At 60.9% G+C, this 25545-nt stretch carries 24 protein-coding genes; 17 read left to right on the top strand and 7 right to left on the bottom strand.

The features are described from left to right. Positions 1-83 precede the first annotated feature (83 nt). The 4 genes from V6F91_RS22995 to V6F91_RS22980 all read left to right on the top strand — a co-directional run bounded on the left by V6F91_RS22995 (position 84) and on the right by V6F91_RS22980 (position 4536). Complete coding sequence (locus tag V6F91_RS22995) at positions 84-1997, top strand: sigma-54-dependent Fis family transcriptional regulator (protein WP_332768453.1); 1914 nt, start codon at positions 84-86, stop codon at positions 1995-1997. Between the two features lie 268 nt (positions 1998-2265). Continuing rightward, positions 2266-3615: a UDP-N-acetylmuramate:L-alanyl-gamma-D-glutamyl-meso-diaminopimelate ligase gene (mpl, locus tag V6F91_RS22990; protein ID WP_332768451.1), complete on the top strand. Its 1350-nt coding sequence runs from the start codon at positions 2266-2268 to the stop codon at positions 3613-3615. Next, positions 3612-4259 carry a flavin prenyltransferase UbiX gene (ubiX, locus tag V6F91_RS22985; RefSeq protein WP_332768449.1) on the top strand — a complete coding sequence of 216 codons (648 nt, stop codon included), beginning with the start codon at positions 3612-3614 and terminating at the stop codon, positions 4257-4259. The genes mpl and ubiX overlap by 4 nt, the downstream gene beginning before the upstream one ends. After that, positions 4252-4536 (top strand): YceK/YidQ family lipoprotein, encoded by a 285-nt coding sequence (locus V6F91_RS22980; protein WP_332768447.1) that lies wholly within the window; start codon positions 4252-4254, stop codon positions 4534-4536. Before ubiX ends, V6F91_RS22980 begins: the two co-directional genes overlap by 8 nt. A gap of 114 nt (positions 4537-4650) precedes the next feature. On the opposite strand, the gene V6F91_RS22975 is transcribed toward V6F91_RS22980, so the two are convergent. From V6F91_RS22975 to V6F91_RS22965, 3 genes are all read right to left on the bottom strand, one after another. Then, positions 4651-5292: an oxidoreductase gene (locus tag V6F91_RS22975; RefSeq protein ID WP_258447892.1), complete on the bottom strand. Its 642-nt coding sequence runs from the start codon at positions 5290-5292 to the stop codon at positions 4651-4653. Between the two features lie 27 nt (positions 5293-5319). Then, positions 5320-7047 (bottom strand): C13 family peptidase, encoded by a 1728-nt coding sequence (locus tag V6F91_RS22970; protein ID WP_332768444.1) that lies wholly within the window; start codon positions 7045-7047, stop codon positions 5320-5322. A 102-nt stretch (positions 7048-7149) separates the two neighbouring features. After that, complete coding sequence (locus V6F91_RS22965) at positions 7150-7605, bottom strand: MaoC family dehydratase (protein ID WP_090286645.1); 456 nt, start codon at positions 7603-7605, stop codon at positions 7150-7152. Positions 7606-7785: 180 nt separating this feature from the next. Here V6F91_RS22965 and V6F91_RS22960 point away from each other — a divergent pair, with 180 nt between their 5' ends. The 5 genes from V6F91_RS22960 to V6F91_RS22940 all read left to right on the top strand — a co-directional run bounded on the left by V6F91_RS22960 (position 7786) and on the right by V6F91_RS22940 (position 10455). Next, the gene (locus tag V6F91_RS22960) at positions 7786-8148 is read left to right on the top strand and encodes a CidA/LrgA family protein (protein ID WP_203419627.1); all 363 of its coding nucleotides are present in this window, start codon (positions 7786-7788) and stop codon (positions 8146-8148) included. Next, complete coding sequence (locus tag V6F91_RS22955) at positions 8148-8864, top strand: LrgB family protein (protein ID WP_332768440.1); 717 nt, start codon at positions 8148-8150, stop codon at positions 8862-8864. Before V6F91_RS22960 ends, V6F91_RS22955 begins: the two co-directional genes overlap by 1 nt. A 10-nt stretch (positions 8865-8874) precedes the next feature. Continuing rightward, a complete protein-coding gene (locus V6F91_RS22950) occupies positions 8875-9465 on the top strand; it encodes an LON peptidase substrate-binding domain-containing protein (RefSeq protein WP_332768438.1) in 591 nt (196 codons plus the stop codon). 113 nt (positions 9466-9578) lie between these two features. Next, positions 9579-9809 carry a hypothetical protein gene (locus V6F91_RS22945; protein ID WP_332768436.1) on the top strand — a complete coding sequence of 77 codons (231 nt, stop codon included), beginning with the start codon at positions 9579-9581 and terminating at the stop codon, positions 9807-9809. Positions 9810-9879: 70 nt separating this feature from the next. Next, positions 9880-10455: a hypothetical protein gene (locus V6F91_RS22940; protein ID WP_332768434.1), complete on the top strand. Its 576-nt coding sequence runs from the start codon at positions 9880-9882 to the stop codon at positions 10453-10455. Between the two features lie 57 nt (positions 10456-10512). Here the strand turns inward: V6F91_RS22940 and V6F91_RS22935 are convergent, their stop codons facing one another. From V6F91_RS22935 to V6F91_RS22920, 4 genes are all read right to left on the bottom strand, one after another. Then, the gene (locus V6F91_RS22935; protein ID WP_332768432.1) at positions 10513-10758 is read right to left on the bottom strand and encodes a hypothetical protein; all 246 of its coding nucleotides are present in this window, start codon (positions 10756-10758) and stop codon (positions 10513-10515) included. 353 nt (positions 10759-11111) lie between these two features. Then, entirely contained in the window at positions 11112-14594 is a 3483-nt protein-coding gene (locus tag V6F91_RS22930) for a calcium-binding protein (RefSeq protein WP_332768430.1), read from the bottom strand. A gap of 317 nt (positions 14595-14911) precedes the next feature. Further along, positions 14912-16228 carry a bifunctional DedA family/phosphatase PAP2 family protein gene (locus V6F91_RS22925; protein ID WP_332768428.1) on the bottom strand — a complete coding sequence of 439 codons (1317 nt, stop codon included), beginning with the start codon at positions 16226-16228 and terminating at the stop codon, positions 14912-14914. 150 nt (positions 16229-16378) lie between these two features. Next, positions 16379-17104: a DNA-3-methyladenine glycosylase gene (locus tag V6F91_RS22920; RefSeq protein WP_332768535.1), complete on the bottom strand. Its 726-nt coding sequence runs from the start codon at positions 17102-17104 to the stop codon at positions 16379-16381. Positions 17105-17281: 177 nt separating this feature from the next. Between V6F91_RS22920 and V6F91_RS22915 the strand changes: the two genes are divergently transcribed. The 8 genes from V6F91_RS22915 to V6F91_RS22880 all read left to right on the top strand — a co-directional run bounded on the left by V6F91_RS22915 (position 17282) and on the right by V6F91_RS22880 (position 25367). Beyond that, positions 17282-18553 (top strand): glutamate-5-semialdehyde dehydrogenase, encoded by a 1272-nt coding sequence (locus tag V6F91_RS22915; RefSeq protein ID WP_332768426.1) that lies wholly within the window; start codon positions 17282-17284, stop codon positions 18551-18553. Beyond that, on the top strand, positions 18522-19244 hold the full coding sequence (nadD, locus tag V6F91_RS22910) for a nicotinate-nucleotide adenylyltransferase (RefSeq protein WP_332768424.1): 723 nt from the start codon (positions 18522-18524) through the stop codon (positions 19242-19244). The genes V6F91_RS22915 and nadD overlap by 32 nt, the downstream gene beginning before the upstream one ends. A gap of 72 nt (positions 19245-19316) precedes the next feature. Continuing rightward, complete coding sequence (gene rsfS / locus V6F91_RS22905) at positions 19317-19811, top strand: ribosome silencing factor (protein WP_090286619.1); 495 nt, start codon at positions 19317-19319, stop codon at positions 19809-19811. A gap of 9 nt (positions 19812-19820) precedes the next feature. Then, positions 19821-20288, top strand: coding sequence for a 23S rRNA (pseudouridine(1915)-N(3))-methyltransferase RlmH (gene rlmH / locus V6F91_RS22900; protein ID WP_009051038.1), 468 nt, complete (start codon positions 19821-19823; stop codon positions 20286-20288). A gap of 10 nt (positions 20289-20298) precedes the next feature. Then, positions 20299-22194: a penicillin-binding protein 2 gene (gene mrdA / locus V6F91_RS22895; RefSeq protein ID WP_332768421.1), complete on the top strand. Its 1896-nt coding sequence runs from the start codon at positions 20299-20301 to the stop codon at positions 22192-22194. A gap of 31 nt (positions 22195-22225) precedes the next feature. Then, positions 22226-23329, top strand: a complete 1104-nt coding sequence (gene rodA, locus V6F91_RS22890) for a rod shape-determining protein RodA (RefSeq protein WP_208941038.1) — start codon at positions 22226-22228, stop codon at positions 23327-23329. Between the two features lie 17 nt (positions 23330-23346). Beyond that, positions 23347-24357: a lytic murein transglycosylase B gene (mltB, locus tag V6F91_RS22885; RefSeq protein ID WP_332768419.1), complete on the top strand. Its 1011-nt coding sequence runs from the start codon at positions 23347-23349 to the stop codon at positions 24355-24357. Continuing rightward, complete coding sequence (locus V6F91_RS22880) at positions 24357-25367, top strand: septal ring lytic transglycosylase RlpA family protein (protein WP_332768417.1); 1011 nt, start codon at positions 24357-24359, stop codon at positions 25365-25367. The genes mltB and V6F91_RS22880 overlap by 1 nt, the downstream gene beginning before the upstream one ends. Positions 25368-25545 lie beyond the last annotated feature (178 nt).

Genomic DNA, 25545 nt, shown 5'->3' with positions numbered 1-25545 from the left:
AGCATTGCAATGCGCCGGTGGCTGGAGGATGCTGGGCGTCACCTCAGCATTGGGCCGTCGCGCCTCGGGGAGAACAATAAAAAATGCACGACAACCATTTGAGTCGCCATGCCCGCCAGGTCTTCACCGCCACCCAGGGCAAGCCGCATTTGCACGGCCCTGGTGCCGACCCGTCGATCGCCCGTTCCTGGCTGCGGTGTCTTGAGGACTATCACCTCGACCCGGGCCTGAGCATGGCGCCGACCGTGCTCGAACACGGGCGCGTGCTGGAAAGCCGCGAACGTCTGCAGCAGGTGCTGCAAATCGCCGGCACGGAAATGAGCAGCCTGCACCAACAGCTTTCCGGCGCCGGCCACGCGGTGCTGTTGACCGATGCGCGGGGGGTGATCCTCAACTGCGTCACCGCGCCGGTCGAGCGCAAGATTTTCGAACGTGCCGGGCTCTGGCTCGGCGCCGACTGGAGCGAAGCCCGCGAAGGCACCAACGGCATCGGCACCTGCCTGGTCGAGCGTCAGGCGCTGACCATTCATCAAGACGAACACTTTCGCGGCTGCCACACCGGGCTGACCTGCTCGGCGAGCCCGGTGTTCGACCCGCACGGCGAATTGCTCGCCGTGCTCGATGTGTCTTCGGCGCGTCATGACGTTTCGCGCCAGAGCCAGTTTCACACCATGGCGCTGGTCAATCTGTCGGCGAAGATGATCGAGAGTTGCTACTTCCTGCGCTGCTTCGATAATCAGTGGTTGCTGCGCTTTCATCTGCAGGCCGAGTCGGTCGGGCTGTTCAGCGAAGGCTTGCTGGCGTTTGATGGGGAAGGGCGGATCAGCGCGGTCAACCAGAGTGCGCTGAATCTGCTTGGGCATATTCGCGGCGGCTTGCTGGGTAAACCGGTGGAAGCGTTTTTCGATTGTTCACTCGATGACTTGCTCGCTCGCGCCAGCGCCAATGCCAGCGCCAGTTGGCCGCTGCGCACCCGCGACGGGCGGCATCTGTTTGCCGTCCTGCGCGGCGAATCACGCAAAGCGCTACCGGTCCCTGCCCCGGCGGAAATCATCGAAACGCCGCGCCTGCCCGGCATCTGCCTCGGTGACGAGACACTGCAAGTGAGTTTCCGCAAAGCCCTGCGCGTGTTCGAACGCGATGTGCCGCTGCTGATCAACGGCGAAACCGGCTCGGGCAAGGAAGCCTTCGCCAAGGCTGTGCATCAGGCCAGTCAGCGCTCCAGCAAGGCCTTCGTCGCGCTCAATTGCGCGGCGATCCCGGAAAGCCTGATCGAGAGCGAACTGTTCGGCTATCGCGGCGGCAGCTTCACCGGCGCGCGCAAGGACGGCATGCGCGGCAAGTTGCAGCAGGCCGATGGCGGCACGTTGTTCCTCGATGAAATCGGCGACATGCCGCTGGCCCTGCAGACCCGTTTGCTGCGGGTGCTGGAAGATCGCCAAGTGGTGCCGCTCGGCGGTGAACCAGAGGCGGTCAATGTGCGGATCATCAGCGCCACCCACCGCAATCTGCTCGAGCGGGTCGAGGACGGCAGTTTTCGCGAGGATCTGTATTACCGGCTCAATGGTCTCGAAGTTGCGCTACCGGCATTACGCGAGCGTAGCGACAAGGCGCAGTTGCTGGATTTTCTGCTGGCCGAAGAAGCGGGGGGCGAGGCGATTTTGATTGAAGAGCCGGCGCGTCAGGCGTTGCTGGCTTTCGACTGGCCGGGCAATGTGCGGCAGTTGCGCAATGTGCTGCGCACGTTGGCGGCGTTGTGTGATGAGGGGCGGGTCGGGGTGGAGGATTTGCCGGCGATGATACGGCAGGTGCGGCCGGTGGTTGTAGTGGTGGGGGCTTCCGAGTTTGCGCTGGAAGATGCCGAGCGGCTGGCTTTGCTGGGTGCGCTGGAGCAAGCGCATTGGCACATGACGCGCACCGCTGAGCAACTGGGCATCAGCCGCAATACGCTTTACAGGAAGCTGCGCAAACATGGGATTGAGCGGCGTGTCAGTTAAATACCCCTCACCCTAGCCCTCTCCCGGAGGGAGAGGGGACTGACCGTGTTCAATGAGCGTAATTCGCCAACCCGAAACTTCGGGGCGAACTCACAATTTGAATTCGACGAAGATCGGCTCCCTCTCCCTCGGGAGAGGGCTGGGGTGAGGGGCTGCGGTCGGAAAATGAACCCGGGATGTAGCGGCCTGCGCGTGCGCTGACTTCAGCTAAAGAGTGCCATTTGCCCCTCCCTACGCTAACCTGCGGCCATGTTTTACGAGGTCGACTATGCACATTCATATTCTGGGTATCTGCGGGACTTTCATGGGCTCGATGGCGGTGTTGGCCAAAGAGCTGGGCCATCATGTGACCGGCTCCGACGCCAACGTCTATCCACCGATGAGCACGCAACTCGAAGCCCAGGGCATTCAGCTGACCCAAGGCTACGACCCGGCGCAGCTTGATCCGGCGCCGGATCTGGTGGTGGTCGGCAATGCCATGTCCCGTGGCAATCCGGCCGTGGAATACGTGCTGAACAAAGGCCTGGCGTACGTCTCCGGCCCGCAGTGGCTGGCTGATCATGTGCTGCAAGGGCGTTGGGTACTGGCCGTCGCCGGCACCCACGGCAAGACCACCACCAGCAGCATGCTCGCCTGGGTGCTGGAGCATGCGGGCATGAGCCCGGGCTTCCTGATTGGCGGCGTGCCACAGAACTTCTCGGTATCGGCGCGGTTGGGCGGTACACCGTTCTTCGTCATCGAGGCCGATGAATACGACAGTGCGTTTTTCGACAAGCGCTCGAAGTTCGTTCACTACCGACCACGCACGGCCATCCTCAATAACCTTGAGTTCGATCACGCCGACATCTTCCCGGATCTGCCGGCGATCGAGCGGCAATTCCATCACTTGGTACGCACCATCCCGAGCGAAGGTCTGGTCATTCATCCGACCACCGAGCCGGCGTTGCAGCGGGTGATCGAGATGGGTTGCTGGACCCCGGTGCAAACCACCGGTGCCGGCGGTCAGTGGCAGGTCAAACTGCTCAGCGAAGACGGCTCGGCGTTCGAAGTGATGTTCGAAGGCGTGTCCCAAGGCACCGTCGAATGGGAGTTGACCGGCCAGCACAACGTCGCCAACGCGCTGGCGGCGCTGGCAGCCGCGCGGCATGTCGGCGTGGTGCCGTCGATGGGGATTGCCGGTCTCAGCGCTTTCAAGAACGTCAAACGCCGCATGGAAAAAGTCGCGGAAGTGCGCGGCATCACCATTTACGACGACTTCGCCCACCACCCGACGGCCATCGCCACCACGCTCGATGGCCTGCGCAAGCGCATCGGCGACGCGCCGCTGATCGCAATCATCGAGCCGCGCTCCAATTCGATGAAGCTCGGCGCGCACCGTGACGGTTTGCCCGACAGCGTAGTTGATGCCGATCAGGTGATCTGGTACGCCCCGGCCAATCTTGGCTGGGACCTGGCCGCGACTGCGGCGCTGTGCACGGTGCCGTCGATTGTCAGCGATTCGCTGGAAGGCATCATTGAACGCGTGAAGAGCCAGGCGCAGCCCGGCACGCATGTGGTGATCATGAGCAACGGCGGCTTCGGCGGTCTGCACGGCAAACTAGCCGAGGCGCTGCAATGAACAGTTATTCCCAGAGCGGCGGCCCGGAACGCATCACCCTGGCGATGACCGGTGCGTCCGGCGCGCAATACGGTTTGCGCCTGCTCGATTGTCTGGTGCGTGAAGATCGCGAAGTGCACTTCCTGATCTCCAAGGCTGCGCAACTGGTGATGGCCACCGAGACCGATGTGTCGCTGCCGGCCAAGCCGCAGATGATGCAGGCGTTCCTCACCGAATACACCGGAGCGGCCGCCGGGCAGATTCGTGTGTACGGCAAGGAAGACTGGATGTCGCCGGTCGCCTCGGGCTCCGGTGCGCCGGCGGCGATGGTCGTGGTGCCGTGTTCGACCGGCACGCTGTCGGCTATCGCCACTGGCGCCTGCAACAACCTGATCGAGCGCGCCGCCGACGTCACGTTGAAAGAGCGTCGCCAGTTGATTCTGGTGCCGCGCGAGGCGCCGTATTCGAGCATTCATCTGGAGCACATGCTCAAGCTGTCGAACCTGGGCGTGACGATTCTGCCGGCGTCGCCGGGTTTCTATCACCAGCCGCAGACCATCGATGACCTGATCGATTTTGTCGTGGCGCGCATTCTCAATCTGCTCGGTATACCGCAAGACATGCTGCCGCGTTGGGGCGAGCATCACCTGAGCAGCGATGAATAAGCTGCTGGTGCTGGTGCTGGCCTTGCAACTGAGCGGCTGCGCCACGGCGCGGACGCTCGATGCGGCGAAACCCGGCGCGCCGGTGGTGTATTCCGGGACGCGGCTGGATTGGTATGCGCTCAATGGCGGTTGTTGTGCGAAAGATCGCTTCGGTGCCGAGGCGCCGAGCTATCCCGGCGCAGACCTGCCGGCTAGCGCTCTGTTGGATACGCTATTGTTGCCGCTGTCATTGTTGACGGTGATTGGCGTGAGTTTTCAGGCAACGGGCGGATTGTAGGGGAGTGCTGCGCACCCCATCGCCAGCAGGCTGGCTCCCACAGTCGCTCCGCGACTGATCGCCCCCCTGTGGGAGCGAGCCTGCTCGCGAAGGCGTTTCCGAGAGCGACGGGGATTATTTGCCAAGCTTGCGCAGCTCATCCGACTCGATCACCCGTACCCCATCCTGCTCTTCCAGCGCCAGCCGCCACATCGCCCGCGCCAGTTGGCAGGCTTCGATGCCGCGGTATTTGCCCGGAATCAGCTTCGACAGCGGCCCGGCCAATTGCTCGGCCAGACGCGGCTCAACCCGCTCGCCCAGCAATAACGAAGGCCGGCAGATGGTCAGTTGCGGCCAGTCCTGCGCACGCAATGCCTGCTCCATTTCGCCTTTGACCCGGTTGTAGAACACCGAGGATTTCGGATCGGCGCCGATCGCGCTGATCACGATCAGATGCCGAGCGCCCATCTCCCGCGCGCGTTTGGCAAACGCCACGACCATGTCCAGATCCACCGCGCGAAAGGCTTCTTCCGAGCCCGCCTGTTTGATCGTGGTGCCGAGGCAGCAATAGGCGATATCGACGCGCCCGCTCAGTTGCGGCAGAAACGTCTGCGGGTCGCCCACCGGGTTTTCCAGGTGCGGATGTTCCGCCAGGGGGCGACGCGAAGGGGCGAGCACGCGAGAAATCGTCGGCTCGTTGAGCAGGCGATCGAGTAGATGTTCACCGGTCAGTCCGGTGGCTCCGGCAAGCAATACGTGCTGAGGCGTCAAGTACATAGTGTCTCTCCCTTGATACTGTTCAGCTTAGTTGCCTTTTGTCGCCCCGTCGTTCAACGCAGCACTTTGCAACGCTTTACGGGCCTGCTGTTTGCGCAGCAGCTGCCAGTGCGACAACACGGTTTTTGGCGCCCAGATCTGCGGCTCCGAGGCCTCGAATCCATCCGCCAGCTCGCGCTCGGCGACGGTGGCCCTGGCCAGTTTGAAGGCCTGCTCCAGATCATCGGTCTGGTTCAGCGCCTGGGCGAACAGAGCGTCGCCAAAATAGGTGAAATTGGCTTCTTCGGAGCAGCCGAACGACACCCGGTCGGCGCGCGAGGCGGTCATGATCAGCGTGCGTTCGTCTTTTAGCGCTGGAATGAAACCGCCGGAATAGCACGACGAAATCACGATGATCTTGTCACGGTGCTTCAGTGGCGCCAGCACCGCGGCGAGTTCGTCGGCGGGCAGGTCCGCCAGCTCCATGCGTGGCTGATCGAGCACCAGCTCATGTTCTGCCGTGCCGTGGCTGGTCAAGTAAATGAACAACAAGTCTTCCGGGCCACTGCGTTCGGCCAGGGCTTGCGCGGCCCGGCGCAGGTTTTCGCGGGTGGCCATCGGCCGGTCGCCAAGGTGATCGCGATGGTTGACCAGACGAATCTGGCCAAAGGCACCGAAACGCGTGTTGAGCATGTTGGCGACAAAGTCGGACTCGCGCAGAAACACGCTTTGCTTGCCGTCGCCGCCGAGGGTCAGGGTGTACAGCTCCACGGCCGGGGTCGAGGCGGGAATCGCCGTCAATGCTTCGTCGAGCAAACGACCTTGGGCGAGCAAACCCAGTTCGAGGGTATCGGGCAGCAATTTGCCGTCAGCGTCACGCACGCGCTGGCCATTGAGCCAGGTGCCGCTGAGCACGCTGCCGTCGGTCAGCACCAGGGTTCCGCGACCGGAATAGCTGTCGTTGTCGAAGCCGCCGATGTAGAAGCTGCCGTCAGACAGGTTCAAGCGACCCTGGCCGGTGAAGCGCCAATCATTGAATACGCCGATGTAATGGCTGCCGTCGGCGCCGATCAGTTCGCCCTTGCCGGTCAGCGCGCCTTCCTTGAACTGGCCGAGCCAGACGTCGCCGTCGGCATTTTCGTAGCGGCCCTTGCCGTGCAACTGGTTGTTTTTGAAACCGCCGACATAGATGTCGCCGTCGGCGCTGTTGAAGGTGCCGTTGCCTTCGAGCTGGCCGTTGACGAAATGCCCGGTGAACGAGTTGCCGCTGGCATCGCCGCGCTGGCCTTCACCGTTGGGTTTGCCGTGGGCGAACTGGCCCTGATAGGAGCTGCCGTCTTCCATTTCCAGACGGCCGAGCCCGGAATACTGGTCGGCGCGAAATTCGCCGCGGTAGGTCATGCCGTTTTCTTTCAGCGTGCCTTCGCCCTCGCGCCGGCCCTGCTTGAAGCCACCTGTGTAACTGCTGGCGTTGGTGGTCAGGCTGCCCTGGCCGTCGAACAGGCCCTGCGCGAACTGACCGCGATAGACCTCGCCGTTGCTGCCGTGCCATTCGCCCTGACCATGCCACTGACCCTTGTCGAACTGCCCGGCGTACCAACTGCCATTGGGGTAGTCGACGCGACCCTGACCTTGCAACAAGCCGTCGACCAGTTCACCGCGATAGCGTCCGCCATCCGGCAGGCGCGCATCCGGCGGCAACAGCGATTCGCCGTCGCCGCAAGCGGTGAGCATCAGGGTCAAGGCAAGGGGTGCAAGACAAGCAAGTGAGCGCATAGCGGGATCCGGGCAATTAGGCGACCGAGTATGCCGCAGCTATGCGTCGCATATATAGAGAGGTGACGCGAAACAGCGTGCGCTGCTTCGCATCCGCAGCGATCAGACGAAGCAGAGCGACAGCGGTTCGGCAATATAGGCCGGTTTCTCCGAGCCCTCTATCTCGAGGGTCGCGATAGCCTTGAGCAACCACTGGCCGGGCTTTTTCTCGGTGACTTCAACCAGATCGACCTTCAATCGGACTTTCGAGTCGACCTTCACTGGCTGAATGAAACGCACACTGTCCAGCCCATAATTGACCACCATCTTCACGCCTTCGGGTAGCACGAGGATGTCTTCCATCAGTTTCGGCATCAGCGACAGTGACAGGAAACCGTGGGCAATGGTGCTGCCAAAGGGCGTCTGCGCGGCTTTGACCGGGTCGACATGGATGAACTGATAATCACCGGTGGCTTCAGCGAACAGGTTGATGCGCTCCTGATCGATGGTGAGCCATTCGGAACGTCCGAGTTCCTTGCCGACATGATCTTTGAGCTCTGCAACGGGAACATAGGGCATTGAGACTCTCCTTGGGTTCATCGGTTTTATAGTTTTTCAGGTGCAGGATTTGACCGCCCTGCGAACCACTGTAGATCATCACGGCGATTTGCCGCGGTCAACCGACCATGCTTTTGGCGAATGCCGATCCATAGCGCAGGCGTGCTTATAATGCAGGCGACTTGCGCGGAGAGATGTCTGATGTTGCTACGTGGCCTGACCCTGCTGGTGCTGTTTCAATTGCTCGGTACCGCTCTCAATCATTTACTGTTACCGGTGCTCCCGGGGCCGATCATCGGTCTGCTGCTGTTGCTGGGGTTCCTGATCATTCGCGGTGAAGTCGGTGAGCCGCTGAACCTTGCCGCCGGCAGCCTGCTGCGTTACCTGCCGTTGCTGCTGGTGCCGCCAGCCGTTGGCGTCATGGTCTATGCAGCGGCGATTGCGGCGGATTTCTGGGCGATTGTCGGCGCGCTGGTGCTATCGCTGATCCTGTCGATGGCCTTTGCCGGTGTGCTGATGCAGCGCCTGGTCAAGCGTCACGCGCCGCCGGCGGAGGAATCCTGATGCTGTTCGATTGGCAAGGTGCCTGGGCGTCGGTCATCCATCATCCGCTGTTCGGCATCGGCATCACACTCGGTGCCTATCAACTGGTGCTGGCAGCGTTCGAGAAAACCCGCTGGATCTTTTTGCAGCCGGTGCTGGTCTCCATGTTGCTGGTGATTGCCGTGCTGGTCGGTTGCGGCGTGACGTACGCCGAGTACCGCAAAAGCACCGAAATTCTCAGCATTCTGCTCGGTCCGGCGACAGTGGCGCTGGCGGTGCCGCTGTATCTGAATCTGCGGCGGATTCGGCAATTGTTCTGGCCGATATTTACTACGCTGGTGATAGGCGGGGTGGTGGCGACTGGCATGGGTGTGGCGCTGGGCTGGTGGTTCGGTGCCGAGCACATGATTCTGATGACCATGGCGCCGAAGTCGGTGACCTCGCCGATTGCCATGCTGGTGGCCGAGCAGATCGGTGGTGTCGCGGCGCTGGCGGCGGTGTTCGTATTGATTACCGGAGTGATCGGGGCGATCTTCGGCCCGGCGCTGCTGACCCGTCTCGGCGTCCATAGCCCGGAGGCGCGCGGCATGGCGCTGGGCATGACCGCCCATGCGGTCGGCACCTCGGTGGCGCTTCAGGAAAGTGATGAATGCGGCGCTTTCGCGGCGCTGGCGATGAGTCTGATGGGCGTTGCCACGGCGGTGTTCCTGCCGTTGGCGGTGTCGATGGTGGTGTAAGGAAATGTCTATGAGTCTGCCGCTTTTCCCGCTGAACACGGTGCTGTTCCCCGGCTGCAACCTCGATTTGCAGATTTTCGAGGCACGTTACCTCGACATGATCGGCCGCTGCATGAAACAGGGCGTCGGCTTCGGCGTGGTGTGCATCCTTGAAGGCAACGAAGTCGGCGTCGCGCCGCAAGGGTTTGCCCTGGTCGGTTGCGAGGCGCGCATCACCGATTTCCAGCAACAGGACAACGGCCTGCTCGGTATTCGCGTGCAGGGCGGCCGCCGCTTTACGGTATTGCGTACCGAAGTACAACGCGACCAGTTGATGCTGGCCGACGTCGAGTGGCTCGACGACGAGCCCGAACAACCCTTGCAGGACGAAGACGCCGATCTGGTCGCGCTGCTCAAGGCGCTCGCCGAACACCCGATGGTCGAAGCGCTCGACATGGGCACCGATGCTATCGGTCAGCAATCGCTGGCCAATCAGTTGGCCTATCTGTTGCCGTTCGCTGAAGAAGACAAGATCGACCTGCTGCAACTCGATGATCCCCAGCAACGGTTGGACGCGATTCAGGCTTTGCTCGATGAGTTGCAGGGCGAGTTGTTCGCTTAGTTGTACTTTGAATCAACTGATCGCGTTTGCCAGCATTGCCGCACTGATGGCTTTACCTTACTTTCAAGTTGCCCGCAGGACGCGGGAAACTTGAACAAAAATAAGGAAGAGTCATGACTGTATATGAAGATGAATGGGAGTTTTGGGACGACATTGCTGGCAAGTATATTTTGAAACATGCCGAGACTGACCATAACCTCAATAACGTGATTGAAGCAGCATCCACTTATGCGGATCGCATGGTGATTGCCCGACGTAAGCGAAAATCCGCAAAAGTTCCGGCGGGCGATATTTCACGTATGTCCGCCACCGCCTCAACCGTAGTGGCCGCCGCCGCTGTCTGAATACTTTGCGTTTTTTCAATATTGCCTGCCGTTGGTATTGCCGACGGCCGGACGCTTACAGGTGCAATTCATGTCCATAGCCAAAATAAACAGCAAAACCTTCACCGCCCATCTTTATCTGGATGGCCGGCCGGTGGTGCTCAATCAACAGCGTCTGCAAAAAGTGCTTGGCCAGCCGCGGATTACCAAGGGTGAGCAATTGGAAGCCGAGGTCGGGCTGGCGGATACGCGGGTCGCCAGTTTCATCACGCTGGGCGACGGCGAGGATGACGATCCGCTGTTACTGAAATTCGTACCCCAGGGTGACGACTATGAAATCACCCTCGTGCAGACGGGAGCATTCGCCAATGCGCGCTTGTTCATAGAGGCTGTAACGCATAACCTTTTAGCCAGTACCAGTGCCGTCGCGCAACGCTTTTCTGCGCGTACGTTCGGTGTGCCGAAAAATTCGCTTGCTGACATCGAAGCGAGCCCGGCCCATCTTGAATTGAGCAGAAAAACGGATGACAAGAACTCGAAAAGCAAGCCGTTGTACCGCTATGTAAGCGACGGCATGGTCACCTTTGTGGACGAAGATCCAAATGAGACCCGGCACAACGCGTTCAATAACAACCCGGCGACGTTCGTGATCAAGGTCGTCGAATAATTTTAAAAAAACTGTTTGATAAACGCGCCATCCATCAGTGATGAATGGCGCGTATTTTCAGGCTCGGTGATGTTCGGCCACCGGCCAGGTCACATCGTTGGAGCAAGTACTCCGGTCTTTGGATAGTTTCAATACGACGCCGCCGGAGCGGGCTATTTCATCGATCAATCCGTCATAGGCATTATTGCCATGTTGGTCGTACTCATCCATCCCTGACCAAGTGGCTTTCTCGATGGCCTCGGCGCGGTCACCGAAAGCCGAGATTCTGTTCGCGCCGCAGCAAGGGATAATCGCGCGATTCATCCATCTCGAACGAGGTATCGGAGTTCTCGCCTGAACTGTGTCGGAATCCAAAATTCATTCCTTTGTGCAGGTCAGCCATCCATTGGCTGAAGGGGGGGTACAACAGATACAAATCAGGGCCGGTCATGCTCGGGCTGGCCATACGACGCCGTCAGCGAAGGTCTTGTCGCCTTTGGGGCAGTTCCAGGATCGCGCCGCCGAGGTGGCGATGTGGGGCGTGCCCCCGGTTTTTGTTTCATGCAGGCAAGCTCCTTGATTGACGTCTCAGCCCGCTCTTGCGCTTGGCCGAATCATGGGCATCGCTGCAGCCATCCGGACTGCAGCGACTCGCCATGACGTCAGGGGTGGGGCGATCAGGCTGTTGGCGTTGGCAAGATCAGCAGATCTTCAAGCTCGATGCGCGCCTTCGGGTCCGCATTCAGGCCCCAGTGTCGTTTCGTCGAGCGGTAGACCACGCTGCCGTCTTTTCCCTTGGCGCTGACGTGGGTGACATGCACGGTGGCCGCCAGTTCGTTGCGCAGCCGATGCGCGTCGAGATCCACTTCCAGTGCGGCAACGCTGGCATAGCCGCGAGCGTCGATGACATAGAGTTGAAGGACCTCGAACAGCAGCGACACTTCATAAATGTTACCTGCGCAGGTCACAACGTTGACCGACTCGACGGGCGAATCGTCGTCGACCGTCGGCAGTTCGATCACGGCGCTACCGATGCGTAGCCGGTTGGCGTCAAGCTGTATGTCGTCGCGCGCGATCGTCTGCGTCATGGCGCCGGTGAACAGGTTCCAGATCGACGCGTTGGCGGTTTTGGCAGCAGCGCCAGGCGTCGAAAGGCGCACGATCGAGTTACTGGACAGGTGTACGTCGTAAATCGAACTTTGCCCTTCGAGCACATAGATACCGGTGTGCGGCCCTGCCGGAATCGTCACTTTGCTGGGTTGCGCCGGCAATGCCAGTTTTGCTCCGGACACCGGTCGGGTGAACAGATAGTCACCGGTACGTCGCTTGAGGCAACTGCGGGTGCTCTGGCTGCGCGGGCCGGGGTTTTCGGCATCGTTGCGGTAATCCATATCCGGCACTTGCAGGCGATATGAAACCTTGTCCTGCAGGATCAGGACGATGTCCTGGGCAAGCTGCGGCGTAGTGACTTTCAAGCTGTTTCTGCCGCTGTAACCGGTGGCCGCGGCGATCGGCTGAATGACCCCTGTGAAGCTCACGACTTTACCCGGCAAGTGCAGTGACAGATTGATGTCTTTGTAAGTCAGGTGAGTATTGCCGGAAACGCCCTTGCGCACTTCGACGTCATAGCTGACGACCACGTCGCTGATTTCTTCATTGCTGAAGTCGAGGTGAATCGAACGAGAAGTGCGTGCGGCATGTGGCTTGGCCAGAAACCCGACACTGCCAGGCAGGCGCGACACAAAATGCCGATTACGCCCCAAGTCATTGATTTCCACCGTGCCGACATTGACGATTTCCGGCGCAGGGCTCGGTTTACCGATGACACTCACCGCGATATCGACACGCTCGATCAATCCCTCGCCCGGTGTCGCCGGCAGTAGCGCCAGCAGCTCATATTGGTCCTGTGTCTTGAACACCAGTTTGTCGTTTTTCAATTGGCGCCGGCCGTCTACCCACTGGTAGACATTTTTGATCGTCAAGACGTGCTCCGGCTCGCTGCCGTCATCGCCGCGCAGGGAGCCGACCATCAGCGCGGTGTTGGCGATTTCCCAGCGCTGGATGACTTCCAGCGGCCAGCCAAATTCGATCAGGCTGGCGTGCTCGCCGTCTTCGACAATCGTGGTTCGCGCGCACGTGTCGGCGATGTAATAACAGTCCTTGCCGCTGCCGCCATCCACCGTGCATTCGAAACCGCCGATGGCAATGGTGTCGTCGCCGGCCCCGGCGTTGACCCGGTCATTACCGTTGGCGGCGATCCGGTTGGCTTCATCGCTGCCGGTGACGCGGCTGGTGCCCTTGCGCAGCGTCGAGACGTTTTCGATCGACGTCAGTTGCGCAACGTGCACCGCTCCGGCATCGGGGTCGAGACCGCGCAAGCTGACCTTGCCGCTTTGCAGATCGACGTCATGGCCGATATGACGCGTGTCGTCTCGTGGGCGGCTGCCTTCGAACGCCAGAGTGTCTGAACCGGCGCCGCCATCCAGCACGCTGAGGTGCGCCGGTTTGCTCGTGCGGTTGAGTTCGGCGTCGCTGATTTCCTGATAGAACGCATCGCTTTTGGCACCGCCCGTCAAGGCTTTGTGATCGTTGCGGTAGGTAAACAGATTGGCCTGGTCCGCCACGCCGACCACTCGGTCATTACCGTCGCCAAGGCGCCAGAACACGCCTTTGCCATCCCCAGCGGTGCCCGAAACCTTGCCCTTGAGGTCCGTTGGCAGTCCTTTGCTGGCGTCGATCACGTCGTCGCCTTCCACGATCGCCGCATAGCTGTCGAGCTTGAACGGCTTTTCACCCGCGGCTTCATCCCATTGGTAGCGCCAGATTTCCACTGGTTTGAGTTCTACGCGGAAGGCGCCGTTGATGATGTGTTCGAGGGAGTGTTTGTACGCACCGTCGAGCATCTGGCGGGCAGATATTTGCAATTGGGTCTCATGGTCGCGATAACCCTTGGACAGCTTGAAGCGATCCATGACGTCCTTGTCCATTTCCTGCCCGGTAAAGGCGAACCAGCCGGAGCGCAGACGCTCGTGGAATGTCAATTCGATGTAGTCGTCGATGTCATCGACCGCGCGTGCGGCGTGGTAGATCATCGAACCGGCGATCAGCAATCCGGCGGCAGCCAGGCCGAGCGGACCGGCGACACTGCCAAATCCGGCCAGCGCCGCCGCGCCAAGCGCCAGGCTGATGCCAGCGCCGGCTACGCTGAACCCGGCATTGACGTAATGATCCTGGGCTTCCTTGCCACTGGAGACCGCGGCGGCGTTGAACGATTTCACCGCATCAGCGATGTCGAACGGCAAGGTAATGACGCTGGCAAACATGCCGGCGCCGCGTCCCAGGTATTTGCCGAACGAGGTGCGCGGAAAATAGCGGAACACCTTGCCACCCTGAGTGAGCATGGCCTGACCACCCTTGCTGAAGCCTTGCTCAAGAATCAGCGAGCCCAGTTCGGCGGCAATCGAGCCTCCCTGAAACCAGGCCTCTCCCGTCTCGCCATGTTTGATCGCATCAAGCATGGCGCGGTAACCGCTGTAGATACCGAATGCCTGCATGCCCACACCGGCGCCGCTCAGTAGATAACTTTTGCCTTTGTTGACCCAGCCGGGGGCGTTTTCCAAGGCGTCGATCGGTTGCACTTCAAGTTTCTGCGCGGCCTCGCAGAAATGATTGAGACGTCCCATCAAGCTGCGTGGCTTGATGTCGCCAGCGCTGACAAACAGCTTTCCGGCATTGGCCGAGCGCTGGCTGGAAATTTCAAAAAACAGCAGGCCGGGGCCGTCAATGTCGGCGGCATCAATGGTTTTCAGGCGTGCCTGGGCCTTGTCGGCATCGAAGTTGAGTCCGTCGAGAAAGGCCTGATCCGCGTTCTGCATGCCGGCATTCGCCGGGCTGATGGGTTGGCCGCGCACGGTGGCCCCGAAAGCCTGAAGTTCGACCCGGGTAGTCGCGACCTCGCCGATGCGCAGCGGGCCGAAATGTTGGTCGAGGGATGCCAGCGTACGCCGGAACGGGGCGTCCGGGTCCGCCGGACTGGCGCTGTTCGACGGCTCGATGTGCGCCGGCTGCCGTCCGTGGATGTTGGCCGAGGCCGCGATCTGTTGCAGGCCGATCGCGCGGACCTCAAGAGCTGCGACGCTTGGAACGATGAGTGTTGACACGATTAGTCCTTTAATGAGTTGTAGCGTTAGCCGGTATCCGTACCGGTTGTTTTCATCAAGCGTTTTTGAATGTTGGAAATTATTGAACTGAATGAGCCAATCTAATGGTTTTTGCGCAGCGTGGAATTGTTTATCGCGCTGTTGGAGAAGTGATTGTGTAACCCGGTTTTTTATTAACTATGGAAGTACGAAAGTTGATATCACGCTTGCGTGAAAACTTACTCGCAACAGGAATTTATGAATCAGTTAATAGCGCTGCTCTCGTCGGAACTTTCCGAAAAGAGCAGGGCGAGAAAATAACGCTTGTGCAGCTTCAATCAATAAGCGTAACGCAGCAGCGTATGTGGAAGATGGCGCAGCACGAAGAAGCCGAACATGGCCATCATCGATGGCAGTATCAGCCACCAGATCTTGAACGGCATCGGGTTGAGGGAACTCTGACGCTGGCTCAGCCATAGCATCGCGGCGCAAACGCAACTGGCGAGCATGGCGCCGGCAAGGATGTCGGTCGGCCAGTGCGCCCCCAGATAGACCCGCGACAAGGCGATAGAGAGCGCCGGGATGCAAGCGATCAGCAGCCAGGTCAGGCGCATGCGTGGCGGCTGGCCGCGACCGGCCAGCACGCCCAGCGTCAGGAACAAGGCAAACGCGCCAGAAGCATGGCCGCTGGGCATGCTGTAGGTGGTCAATGGATCACTGAGTACTTCCGGGCGCACTCGGGCGAAGAAGTATTTGGTCCCGGTATTGGCCATTGCGGTGATCAGCATGGTGGCACCGGCGAACATCGCCTGGCGCCACTGCTTGCACAACAGCAACAGCACGACCAGCAGGGCGCTGAACAGCAGCATGTTGCGGAATTCGCCGATCAGCGTCAGCGTCACGGCAATTTCGTCCAGCGCTGGCTGACGATGTTCCTGCACCAGAGTCATCACTCCGTTGTCGAGCGCCGTCAGGTACGGGTAGCCGATGAACAGGCCGATCAGGATCAACAGGCTCATGCCGCCGATCCAGATCGTCGCGCGACGATGGCGACGAACGCTGCTGTTGACGCTCAGGCCGACCATCACCGCGATGCTGGCGGCGACAATACCCGCTTCGAGCCAGAAACCTTCGGGCAAGGGCAAACGGAACGCCGCGCCAGTGGCCCAGCCCGGCAGCAGGTAGGCGAGGCTCCAGCCCGCCGCGGCGAGCAGGCTAACGGCGATAAAGCGTGGGAACGGCATGTCGCACATGCCCGCCACCATCGGCAACATGGGACGTAACGGCCCGATAAAGCGACCCACCAGCAGGCTGGCGATGCCGTAGCGCTGGAAATACGACTCGGCGCCGGCCATCCACTGCGGATGACTGCGCAACCCCGGCAAACGACGGATATTTTGATGGAAATGTCGGCCGAGAAAATACGAAATCAGATCGCCGAGAATGCCGCCGAGAAAGCCCAGCAACAGGGTTTCGCTCAGTGACAGCGCGCCGCTGCCGGCCAGAACCGCAACCGCGAACAACAGAACGGTGCCCGGTACGATCAGTCCGGCGATCGCCAGGCATTCCACCAGCGCCACAACGAACACCGCAGCTGCCAGCCACTGTGGATTGGCTGCCAGCCAACCGGTCACGCTATCGAGCCATGGGCCCATACAGAAAAACTCCATCAAAGCTGCAATTGATATTCAGGGAATTACTGCTCACCTGTGGGAGCGAGCCTGCTCGCGAATGCGCTGTATCAGGCGATGAAAGTGCTTTTGTAGAGTCCCCTTCGCGAGCAGGCTCGCTCTCACAGAGGTCAATCATTCAGTTGCGGATTCGGTGTCGGCTCCAGGCAGCAGAAAATAATCCCGGCCTTCGACCTGGCCCCGGCGCAGCGGGTTCCGCGTGCACCATTGCGCGTAGGCTGCATCGACGAAGCGGTACATCAGGTGCTCGTCCCGTCCGAGCGGAATGCCCAGACGAGTCGTTTGGATAATGTGTGAGGGCGCGGGACCGGTGGCTTCCACCAATAACAGTTCATGATCGAAACGCTTGGCGTCCCACATCGGTACTTTCAGCCCGAGAGCCTTGCACAGCAATGTCTGCCCGGCGCAAAGCTTCTGCGCAGGACGGGGGCGGCCTTGAGCGTCGGGGTTGTTCAGAAGCATTTGCGCCATGCTCGCCGGACCGCTGATTTCATCGACCCACGGATAAGCGGATTTGATCAGTACGGCATTGCCCGGACCCTGCGCGCTGAAGTTCAGCGAATCGCCGCCCCGGGCGTAGTACATATAAATGTGCCCGCCATCCAGAAACAAAGCCTTACGCTTTTCTGTGTAACCGAGCGAGGCATGGCTGCCTTTTTCGGCGCAGTAATAGGCTTCGGTTTCGATGATTCGCGCACTCAGCCACAGATCGCCGACGCGATGGCGGATGACTTTGCCGAGCAGATCCTGCGCCAGCACTTGGGCGTCACGCTCGAAAAAACTGTCCGGCAGGCCCACAGGCAGGCGCGTGGGCTCAGGGTGTTGAGGCTCGTTGGTCATGATGGACAAGGCTGATCCAGGCTCAAGAGGCCGTGATGATAACAACGCTGAGCTTAATTACGTCTGAACGAAGGCCATTCGCAGCTCATTTTGACCATCCGCCCGTCACCGCTGTTAGTCCCGGGACGTGACAGCTATAATCTGCCGCTTTCCTCTTTGCCAAGACCCCAGCAGACCATGACTGAGTCCGTTCTTGACTACATGACCCGATTGGGTCGCGCCGCCCGCAGCGCCTCCCGGGTCATCGGCCGTGCCAGCACCGCGCAGAAAAACCGCGCCCTGCAGGCCACCGCCAATGCCCTGGACGCCGCGCGTGCCGAGCTGGCTGCCGCCAATGAACAGGATCTCGCTGCCGGTCGCGCCAATGGCCTGGAGCCTGCGTTGCTGGAACGTCTGGAACTGACCCCGGCACGCATCGACGGCATGATTGTCGGTTTGCGTCAGGTCGCTGCGCTGCCGGATCCGGTCGGGGCAATACGCGACATGAGTTTCCGTCCGTCGGGGATCCAGGTCGGCAAGATGCGCGTGCCGCTGGGCGTGATCGGGATTATCTACGAGTCCCGGCCCAACGTGACCATCGACGCTGCCAGCCTGTGCCTGAAGTCTGGTAACGCGACGATCCTGCGCGGCGGCTCTGAAGCGATTCATTCCAACCGGGCGATTGCTGCGTGCATTCAACGTGGTCTGGCCGAGGCCGAGCTGCCCGCCGCCGTGGTGCAAGTGGTCGAAACCACCGACCGTGCCGCCGTCGGCGCGATGATCAGCATGCCTGAGTACGTCGATGTGATCGTGCCGCGCGGTGGCCGTGGCCTGATCGAGCGTATCAGCCGTGATGCCCGCGTACCGGTGATCAAGCATCTGGACGGCATCTGCCACGTTTATGTCAGCGAACACGCCGATCTGGCCAAAGCCCAGCGCATTGCCTTCAATGCCAAGACTTATCGCTATGGCATCTGCGGGGCGATGGAAACCTTGTTGGTCGATCAGGCTGTTGCGCAGGATTTTCTGCCGGCGATGGCCGCGCAATTCCGCGAAAAAGGCGTCGAGTTGCGCGGCTGCGAGCGCACCCGGGCGATCGTCGAGGCCGTAGCGGCCACCGAGGACGACTGGAGCAGCGAGTATCTGGCGCCGATTCTGTCGATCCGCGTGGTCGACGGGCTGGACCAGGCCATCGAACACATCAACCATTACGGCTCTCACCACACCGACTCGATCGTCAGCGAAAACCTCGCCGACACCCGGCGCTTCGTGGCGGAAGTCGACTCGGCCTCGGTGATGATCAACACGCCGACCTGCTTCGCCGATGGATTTGAATACGGATTGGGTGCCGAGATCGGCATTTCTACTGATAAGCTGCACGCCCGCGGCCCGGTGGGCCTCGAAGGTCTGACCTGCGAGAAGTACATTGTGGTCGGTGATGGCCAGTTGCGCGGCCAGGCGACGGTCTGACTTGACCGACCTCGACCTGAAAGCGCCGCACACCGGCAGCGAGTCGCCTCCACGACGCATCGGCGTTCTGGGCGGTACGTTCGACCCGGTGCACATCGGCCATTTGCGCGGCGGGCTTGAAGTCGCCGAGGCGCTGGCGCTCGATGAGCTGCGCATGCTGCCCAGCGCGCGACCGCCACATCGCGGTACGCCGCAGGTGTCGGCGCAGGATCGGCTGGCCATGGTCGAGTGCGCGGTGGCCGGTTTGCCGCCGCTGATGGTGGACGCCCGCGAATTGCAGCGGGACAAGCCGTCATGGACCATTGATACCCTGGAGTCGCTGCGCGCCGAAATGCCCGCCGAGACCCAGGTTTTTCTGCTTTTGGGCTGGGACGCATTTTGCGGCCTGCCCACTTGGCACCGCTGGGAAGAGTTGCTCCAGCATTGCCACATCCTGGTGCTACAGCGCCCGGACGCCGACAGCGAACCGCCGGATGCCTTGCGCAACCTGCTGGCAGCGCGTTCGGTGAGCGACCCGCTGGCCCTGAACGGGCCGAGCGGACAGATTGCATTCGTCTGGCAGACACCGCTCGCGGTTTCCGCCACCCAGATCCGTCAACTGCTGGCCAGCGGTAAGTCGGTACGTTTCCTGGTGCCCGACGCGGTCCTGGCCTACATCGATGCGCACGGTCTGTACCGTGCGTCGAACTGAACAAGGCGTGCTTCACGGATACGAATCACCGTATCCCCAAGCCGCCGAATACATGAGCAAAACGAGTTTCATATGACTGATAAAGATCTACCGAAAGTAAAGCGCAAAGGCACCTTCAAGAGCGCGCCGCTGCCGGAAGTCGCCAGCACCAACGAGCCGCTCAAGGGCGATGAACTGGTCAAACTGGCCGTCGCCGCACTGGAAGACGTCAAGGCCCAGGACATTCAGGTCATCGATGTTCGCGACAAGCAGAGCATCACTGACTACATGATCATCGCCACCGGTACCTCCAACCGCCAGATCAACGCGATGCTCGACAAGGTTCGCGAAGAAGTCAAAAAGCAGGGCGCCAAGCCGCTGGGCGAAGAAGGCAAGGGCGACAGCGACTGGGTGCTGCTCGACCTCGACCTGGTCATCGTGCACATGATGACTGCCTCGGCGCGTCAGTTCTACGACCTGGAGCGCCTGTGGGCCGGTGCCGAGCAGAGCCGTGCGGCCGACGCCAGGCACCACAGCCCGGAAAACACCCACGAGCATTTCACCAAGCTCAACAAAGACCAGCTGTAAGGGATTGCTGTGCGACTGCGCCTGATCGCCGTCGGTTCACGCATGCCCAAGTGGGTGGAAGAAGGCTGGCATGAATATGCCAAGCGTCTTCCGTCCGAGCTGGCGCTGGAACTGGTGGAAATACCGCTCAATACCCGTGGCAAGAATGCCGACGTGGCCCGATTCATCCGCCAGGAAGGCGAAGCCATGCTGGCCAAGGTCGGGCAGAACGAGCGGATCGTCACGCTGGAAGTCCACGGCAAACCCTGGAGCACCGAGCAACTGGCGGTCGAACTCGATCGCTGGCGGCTGGACTCGCGCACGGTCAATTTCATGGTCGGTGGCCCCGAGGGGCTGGCGCCGGAAGTCTGCGCCCGTGCCGATCAGCGCTGGTCCTTGTCGCCGCTGACGTTGCCGCATCCGCTGGTGCGCATCCTCATTGGCGAACAGTTGTACCGTGCCTGGACCGTGTTGTCCGGTCACCCTTACCACAAGTAAGCCTGCCCTCATGTCTCAGCCGATCCGCATCAAGGACCACGAAAAGGACGCCCGCCTGGTGCGCAGCCGCGTCGTGTTCGGGGCCATTGCGGTCATGTTGCTGATCGGCGTACTGATCGCGCGGCTGTATTTCCTGCAAGTGATTCAGTACGAGTACCACTCGACCCTGTCGGAAAACAATCGCGTCCATGTGCAGCCGATTCCGCCGACGCGCGGACTGATTTTCGACCGCAACGGCGTGGTGGTCGCGGACAACCGCCCAAGCTTCAGCCTGAGCATGACCCGCGAGCGCTCCGGCGACTGGCAGCAGGTGCTCGACGTCATTGTCGAAGTGCTGGAACTGACACCCGAGGACCGGGTGATCTTCGAGAAGCGCATGCGGCAGGGGCGCCGGCCGTTCGAGCCGGTGCCGATCCTGTTCGAACTGAGCGAAGAGCAGATTGCCCGCATCGCGGTAAACCAGTTCCGCCTGCCGGGCGTCGAGGTGGTAGCGCAGTTGGTCCGTCACTATCCGCAGGGCGCGCATTTTGCGCATTCGGTGGGCTATATGGGACGGATCAACGAGAAAGAGCTGAAAAGCCTCGATCCGGTCAACTACAGCGGCACCCACCACATTGGCAAGACCGGCATCGAGCGTTTCTACGAGCCGGAATTGCACGGGCAGGTCGGTTACGAAGAAGTCGAGACCAACGCCCGGGGCCGCGTATTGCGCGTGCTCAAACGCACCGATCCGATTCCCGGCAAGGACATTGTCCTGAGCCTGGACATCAAGTTGCAGGAAGCCGCTGAAGCCGCACTCGGCGGTCGGCGTGGCGCGGTGGTAGCGCTTGATCCGAAGACCGGTGAGGTGCTGGCGATGGTCAGTCAGCCGAGTTTCGACCCCAACCTGTTCGTCACCGGAATCAGCTTCAAGGCTTACGCCGAGTTGCGCGATTCCATCGACCGGCCGCTGTTCAACCGCGTGCTGCGCGGCCTGTACCCGCCGGGCTCGACGATCAAGCCGGCGGTGGCGATTGCCGGTCTCGATGCCGGCGTAGTCACCGCGTCCAGTCGGGTGTTCGACCCGGGCTATTACATGCTGCCCAACTACGACCATAAATACCGCAACTGGAACCGCACCGGAGACGGCTTCGTCGACCTCGACACAGCGATCATGCGGTCCAACGACACCTACTTCTATGACCTGGCGCACAAGCTCGGCATCGATCGGCTGTCGACCTACATGAACAAGTTCGGCATCGGCCAGAAGGTCTCGCTGGACATGTTCGAAGAATCCCCCGGCCTGATGCCGTCGCGTGAATGGAAGCGGGCGACACGCAAACAGGCATGGTTCCCCGGCGAAACCCTGATTCTCGGGATCGGCCAGGGCTATATGCAATCGACACCGCTGCAACTGGCTCAGGCCACGGCACTGGTGGCCAACAAAGGCATCTGGAACCGTCCGCACCTGGCCAAATCCCTCGACGGGGTGAAGCCGGTGGATGACAACCCGATGCCCAACATCGTGCTGCGCGATCCGTCCGACTGGAACAAGGTCAACCATGGCATGCAGCAAGTGATGCACGGCGCGCGCGGCACCGCGCGTAAAGCGGCGATCGGCGCGCAATACCGCATCGCCGGCAAGTCGGGTACCGCCCAGGTCGTGGCGATCAAGCAGGGCGAGAAGTACGACCGCTCCAAAGTCCAGGAACGCCACCGCGACCATGCCTTGTTCGTCGGTTTTGCTCCGGCCGATGACCCGAAGATCGTCGTCTCGGTGATGGTTGAGAACGGTGAATCCGGTTCTGGCGTTGCGGCACCGGTAGTGCGTCAGGTGATGGACGCCTGGCTGCTCGACAAGGACGGACATTTGAAGGCCGAGTACGCCAGCCCAATCACTGCGGAGGCCACGGCCCGTGATGAATAACTTCGATCGCATGCTCTCCAGCGAGGATGTGATGCGTCGCCGCGCGACGTTGCTGCAAAGGCTGCACATTGATGGCCCGCTGCTGATCCTGCTGTTGATTCTCGCTGCCGGCAGCCTGTTCGTGCTGTATTCGGCCAGCGGCAAGAGCTGGGATCTGCTGGGCAAGCAGGCGACGTCGTTCGGCATCGGTCTGGTGGCGATGATTGTCATCGCCCAATTCGAACCGCGGTTCATGGCCCGTTGGGTGCCGCTCGGTTATGTCATCGGCGTGGTGTTGTTGCTGGTCGTGGACATCATGGGCCACAACGCCATGGGCGCCACGCGCTGGATCAACATTCCCGGGGTGATCCGCTTCCAGCCCTCGGAATTCATGAAAATCCTCATGCCGGCGACCATCGCCTGGTACTTGTCCAAGCGCACCTTGCCGCCGCAACTCAAGCACGTCGGCATCAGCCTGATGCTGATCGGCGTGCCGTTCGCGCTGATCGTGCGGCAGCCCGACCTCGGCACGTCGCTGCTGATTCTGGCCGGTGGCGCGTTCGTGCTGTTCATGGGCGGGTTGCGCTGGCGCTGGATCATCAGCGTGCTGGCGGCGGCGATTCCGGTGTCGGTGGCGATGTGGTTTTTCATCATGCACGACTACCAGAAGCAACGAATCCTGACCTTTCTCGATCCGGAAAGCGATCCGCTGGGCACCGGCTGGAACATCATCCAGTCTAAAGCCGCGATCGGTTCAGGGGGTGTCTTCGGTAAGGGCTGGCTGCTCGGCACCCAGTCGCACCTGGACTTCCTGCCGGAAAGCCATACCGACTTCATCATTGCCGTACTCGGCGAAGAATTCGGTCTGGTCGGCATTTGCGCGCTGTTGCTGATTTATCTGCTGTTGATCGGCCGCGGGCTGGTGATCACCGCTCAGGCGCAGACCCTGTTCGGCAAATTGCTCGCCGGGGCGTTGACCATGACATTTTTTGTTTACGTTTTCGTCAACATCGGTATGGTCAGTGGCCTGTTGCCGGTCGTAGGGGTGCCGTTGCCGTTCATTAGCTACGGAGGAACTTCGCTGGTGACACTGCTGTCAGCGTTTGGGGTTTTGATGTCGATCCATACCCATCGCAAGTGGATCGCACAGGTTTGAATAAGGTGAACAGTTCAATGCAAGTCATGCGTGGCTGGGCGACTCGATGCGCGCCGCTGGTTGGCCTGATGGGCCTGCTCGGCAGCGTTCAGGAAGCGCTGGCCGGCGAATACGAAGGCTCGCCGCAGGTGGCTGAATTCGTCGGTGAAATGACCCGCGACTACGGTTTCGCCGGCGAGCAACTGATGGCGGTATTTCGCGAGGCGCAGCGCAAGCAGGCGATTCTCGACGCCATTTCCAGGCCTGCCGAGCGGGTCAAGCAATGGAACGAATACCGCCCGATGTTCATCACCGACGCGCGCATCGCCCGCGGTGTCGACTTCTGGCGTCAGCACGAGGCAACCCTGGCGCGTGCCGAGCAGGAATACGGCGTACCGGCACAGGTCATCGTGTCGATCATCGGCGTTGAAACCTTTTTCGGACGTAATACCGGTAATTACCGGGTGATCGATGCGTTGTCGACGCTCGGTTTCGACTATCCTCCCCGTGCCGAATTTTTCCGCAAGGAACTGCGCGAGTTCTTGCTGTTGGCGCGTGAAGAGCAGGTCGATCCGCTGACCCTCAAAGGCTCCTATGCCGGGGCCATGGGTCTGCCGCAATTCATGCCGAGCAGCTTTCGCGCCTATGCGGTGGATTTCGACGGTGACGGCCACATCAATATCTGGAACAACCCGGACGATGCCATTGGCAGCGTTGCCAGCTATTTCAAGCGTCACGGCTGGGTCGCCGGCGAGCCGGTGGTCAGCCGTGCCGATGTGGGCGGCGAGCACGTCGATGAAGGCCTGACCAGCGGTATCGAGCCGACGAAAACGGTCGCAGAGTTGCGGGCGCTGGGCTGGTCAAGTCATGATGCGCTGCGCGATGATATGCCGGTTACCGCATTTCGCCTCGAAGGCGACAACGGCCCGGAATACTGGATGGGCCTGAAAAATTTCTACGCAATCACGCGTTATAACCGCAGCGTGATGTACGCCATGGCCGTACATCAACTGTCTGAACAGCTGGTACAAGCACGGGGCGTCAAGTAATGCAGGCATTGCCTAATCATAAACCCCTGAAGCTGGTGGCTTTCGCTGCGTTGGCAGTTCTGGTCGCCAGTTGCACGACCAGCCGCACCCCGACGCAGAAAACGCCGTCCACTGCTGTCCGCGCCCAGCCGGGCCTGGACATCAACCGCGCGCACAAAGATGGCGCGCCATGGTGGGACGTCGATGTCTCGCGCATCCCGGATGCGACGCCGACCCTGCACACTGGCCCGTACAAGGCCAACCCCTACACCGTGCTGGGCAAGACCTACTTCCCGCTGCAGGAATCCAGGACTTACGTCGCGTCCGGCACGGCGTCCTGGTACGGCACCAAGTTTCACGGGCAGAACACTGCCAACGGCGAGGTCTATGACTTGTACGGCATGAGTGCCGCACACAAGACCTTACCGCTGCCAAGTTACGTTCGGGTGACCAACCTGGACAACAACAAGACCGTGATCCTGCGGGTCAACGACCGCGGGCCGTTCTATTCCGATCGCATCATCGATCTGTCCTACGCGGCGGCGAAGAAACTCGGTTACGCCGAAACCGGCACCGCGCGGGTCAAGGTCGAAGGCATCGATCCGCAGCAGTGGTGGGCGGCCAAGGGCCGTCCGGCGCCGCTGATGCTCAACGAGCCGCAAGTGGCGCAGACCAGCGCTCCGGTGATTACGGCTTCGGCCGGCACTGTCGAGCAGTGGACCCCGCCGCCACAGCAGCATGCAGCGGCCGTGGTGCCGGTGCAGATCGACGCAAAAAAAAACGCTTCTGCAACAGCGTCTGGCCAGTATCTGCAGGTGGGCGCCTTCGCCAACCCGGACGCTGCCGAACTGCTGAGGTCGAAGCTCAGCGGGATGGTGAGCGCTCCGGTGTTCATCAGCTCGATCGTGCGCAATCAGCAGACCCTGCACCGGGTTCGCCTGGGGCCAATCGGCTCGCCGGGTGAAATCGCCCAGGTGCAGAACAGCGTGCGCCTGGCCAACCTGGGCTCGCCCAGCGTGGTCACCGAGTAATAAGTAGACCTTGATTGACGGTTCACTTGCGGTATTCGGGGGGTGAACCAGGTTGTTGGCTCTTCGAAGAACAAAAGCCCGGCAAGGGTGACTGGAGTGAGCAACTGAACACGCGATGGCCCGTCAGAAGGCTGTCTGAACAAGTTTTGCCTTCGGGCAAGTTTCCATTAGCGATTTC

It is taken from the genome of Pseudomonas koreensis (assembly GCF_036668835.1).
In the GTDB taxonomy this organism is placed as follows: Bacteria; Pseudomonadota; Gammaproteobacteria; order Pseudomonadales; family Pseudomonadaceae; genus Aquipseudomonas; species Aquipseudomonas koreensis_I.
The sequence above is the reverse complement of the archived record's forward strand: the minus strand, read 5'-3'. Positions and strand labels throughout refer to the sequence as shown.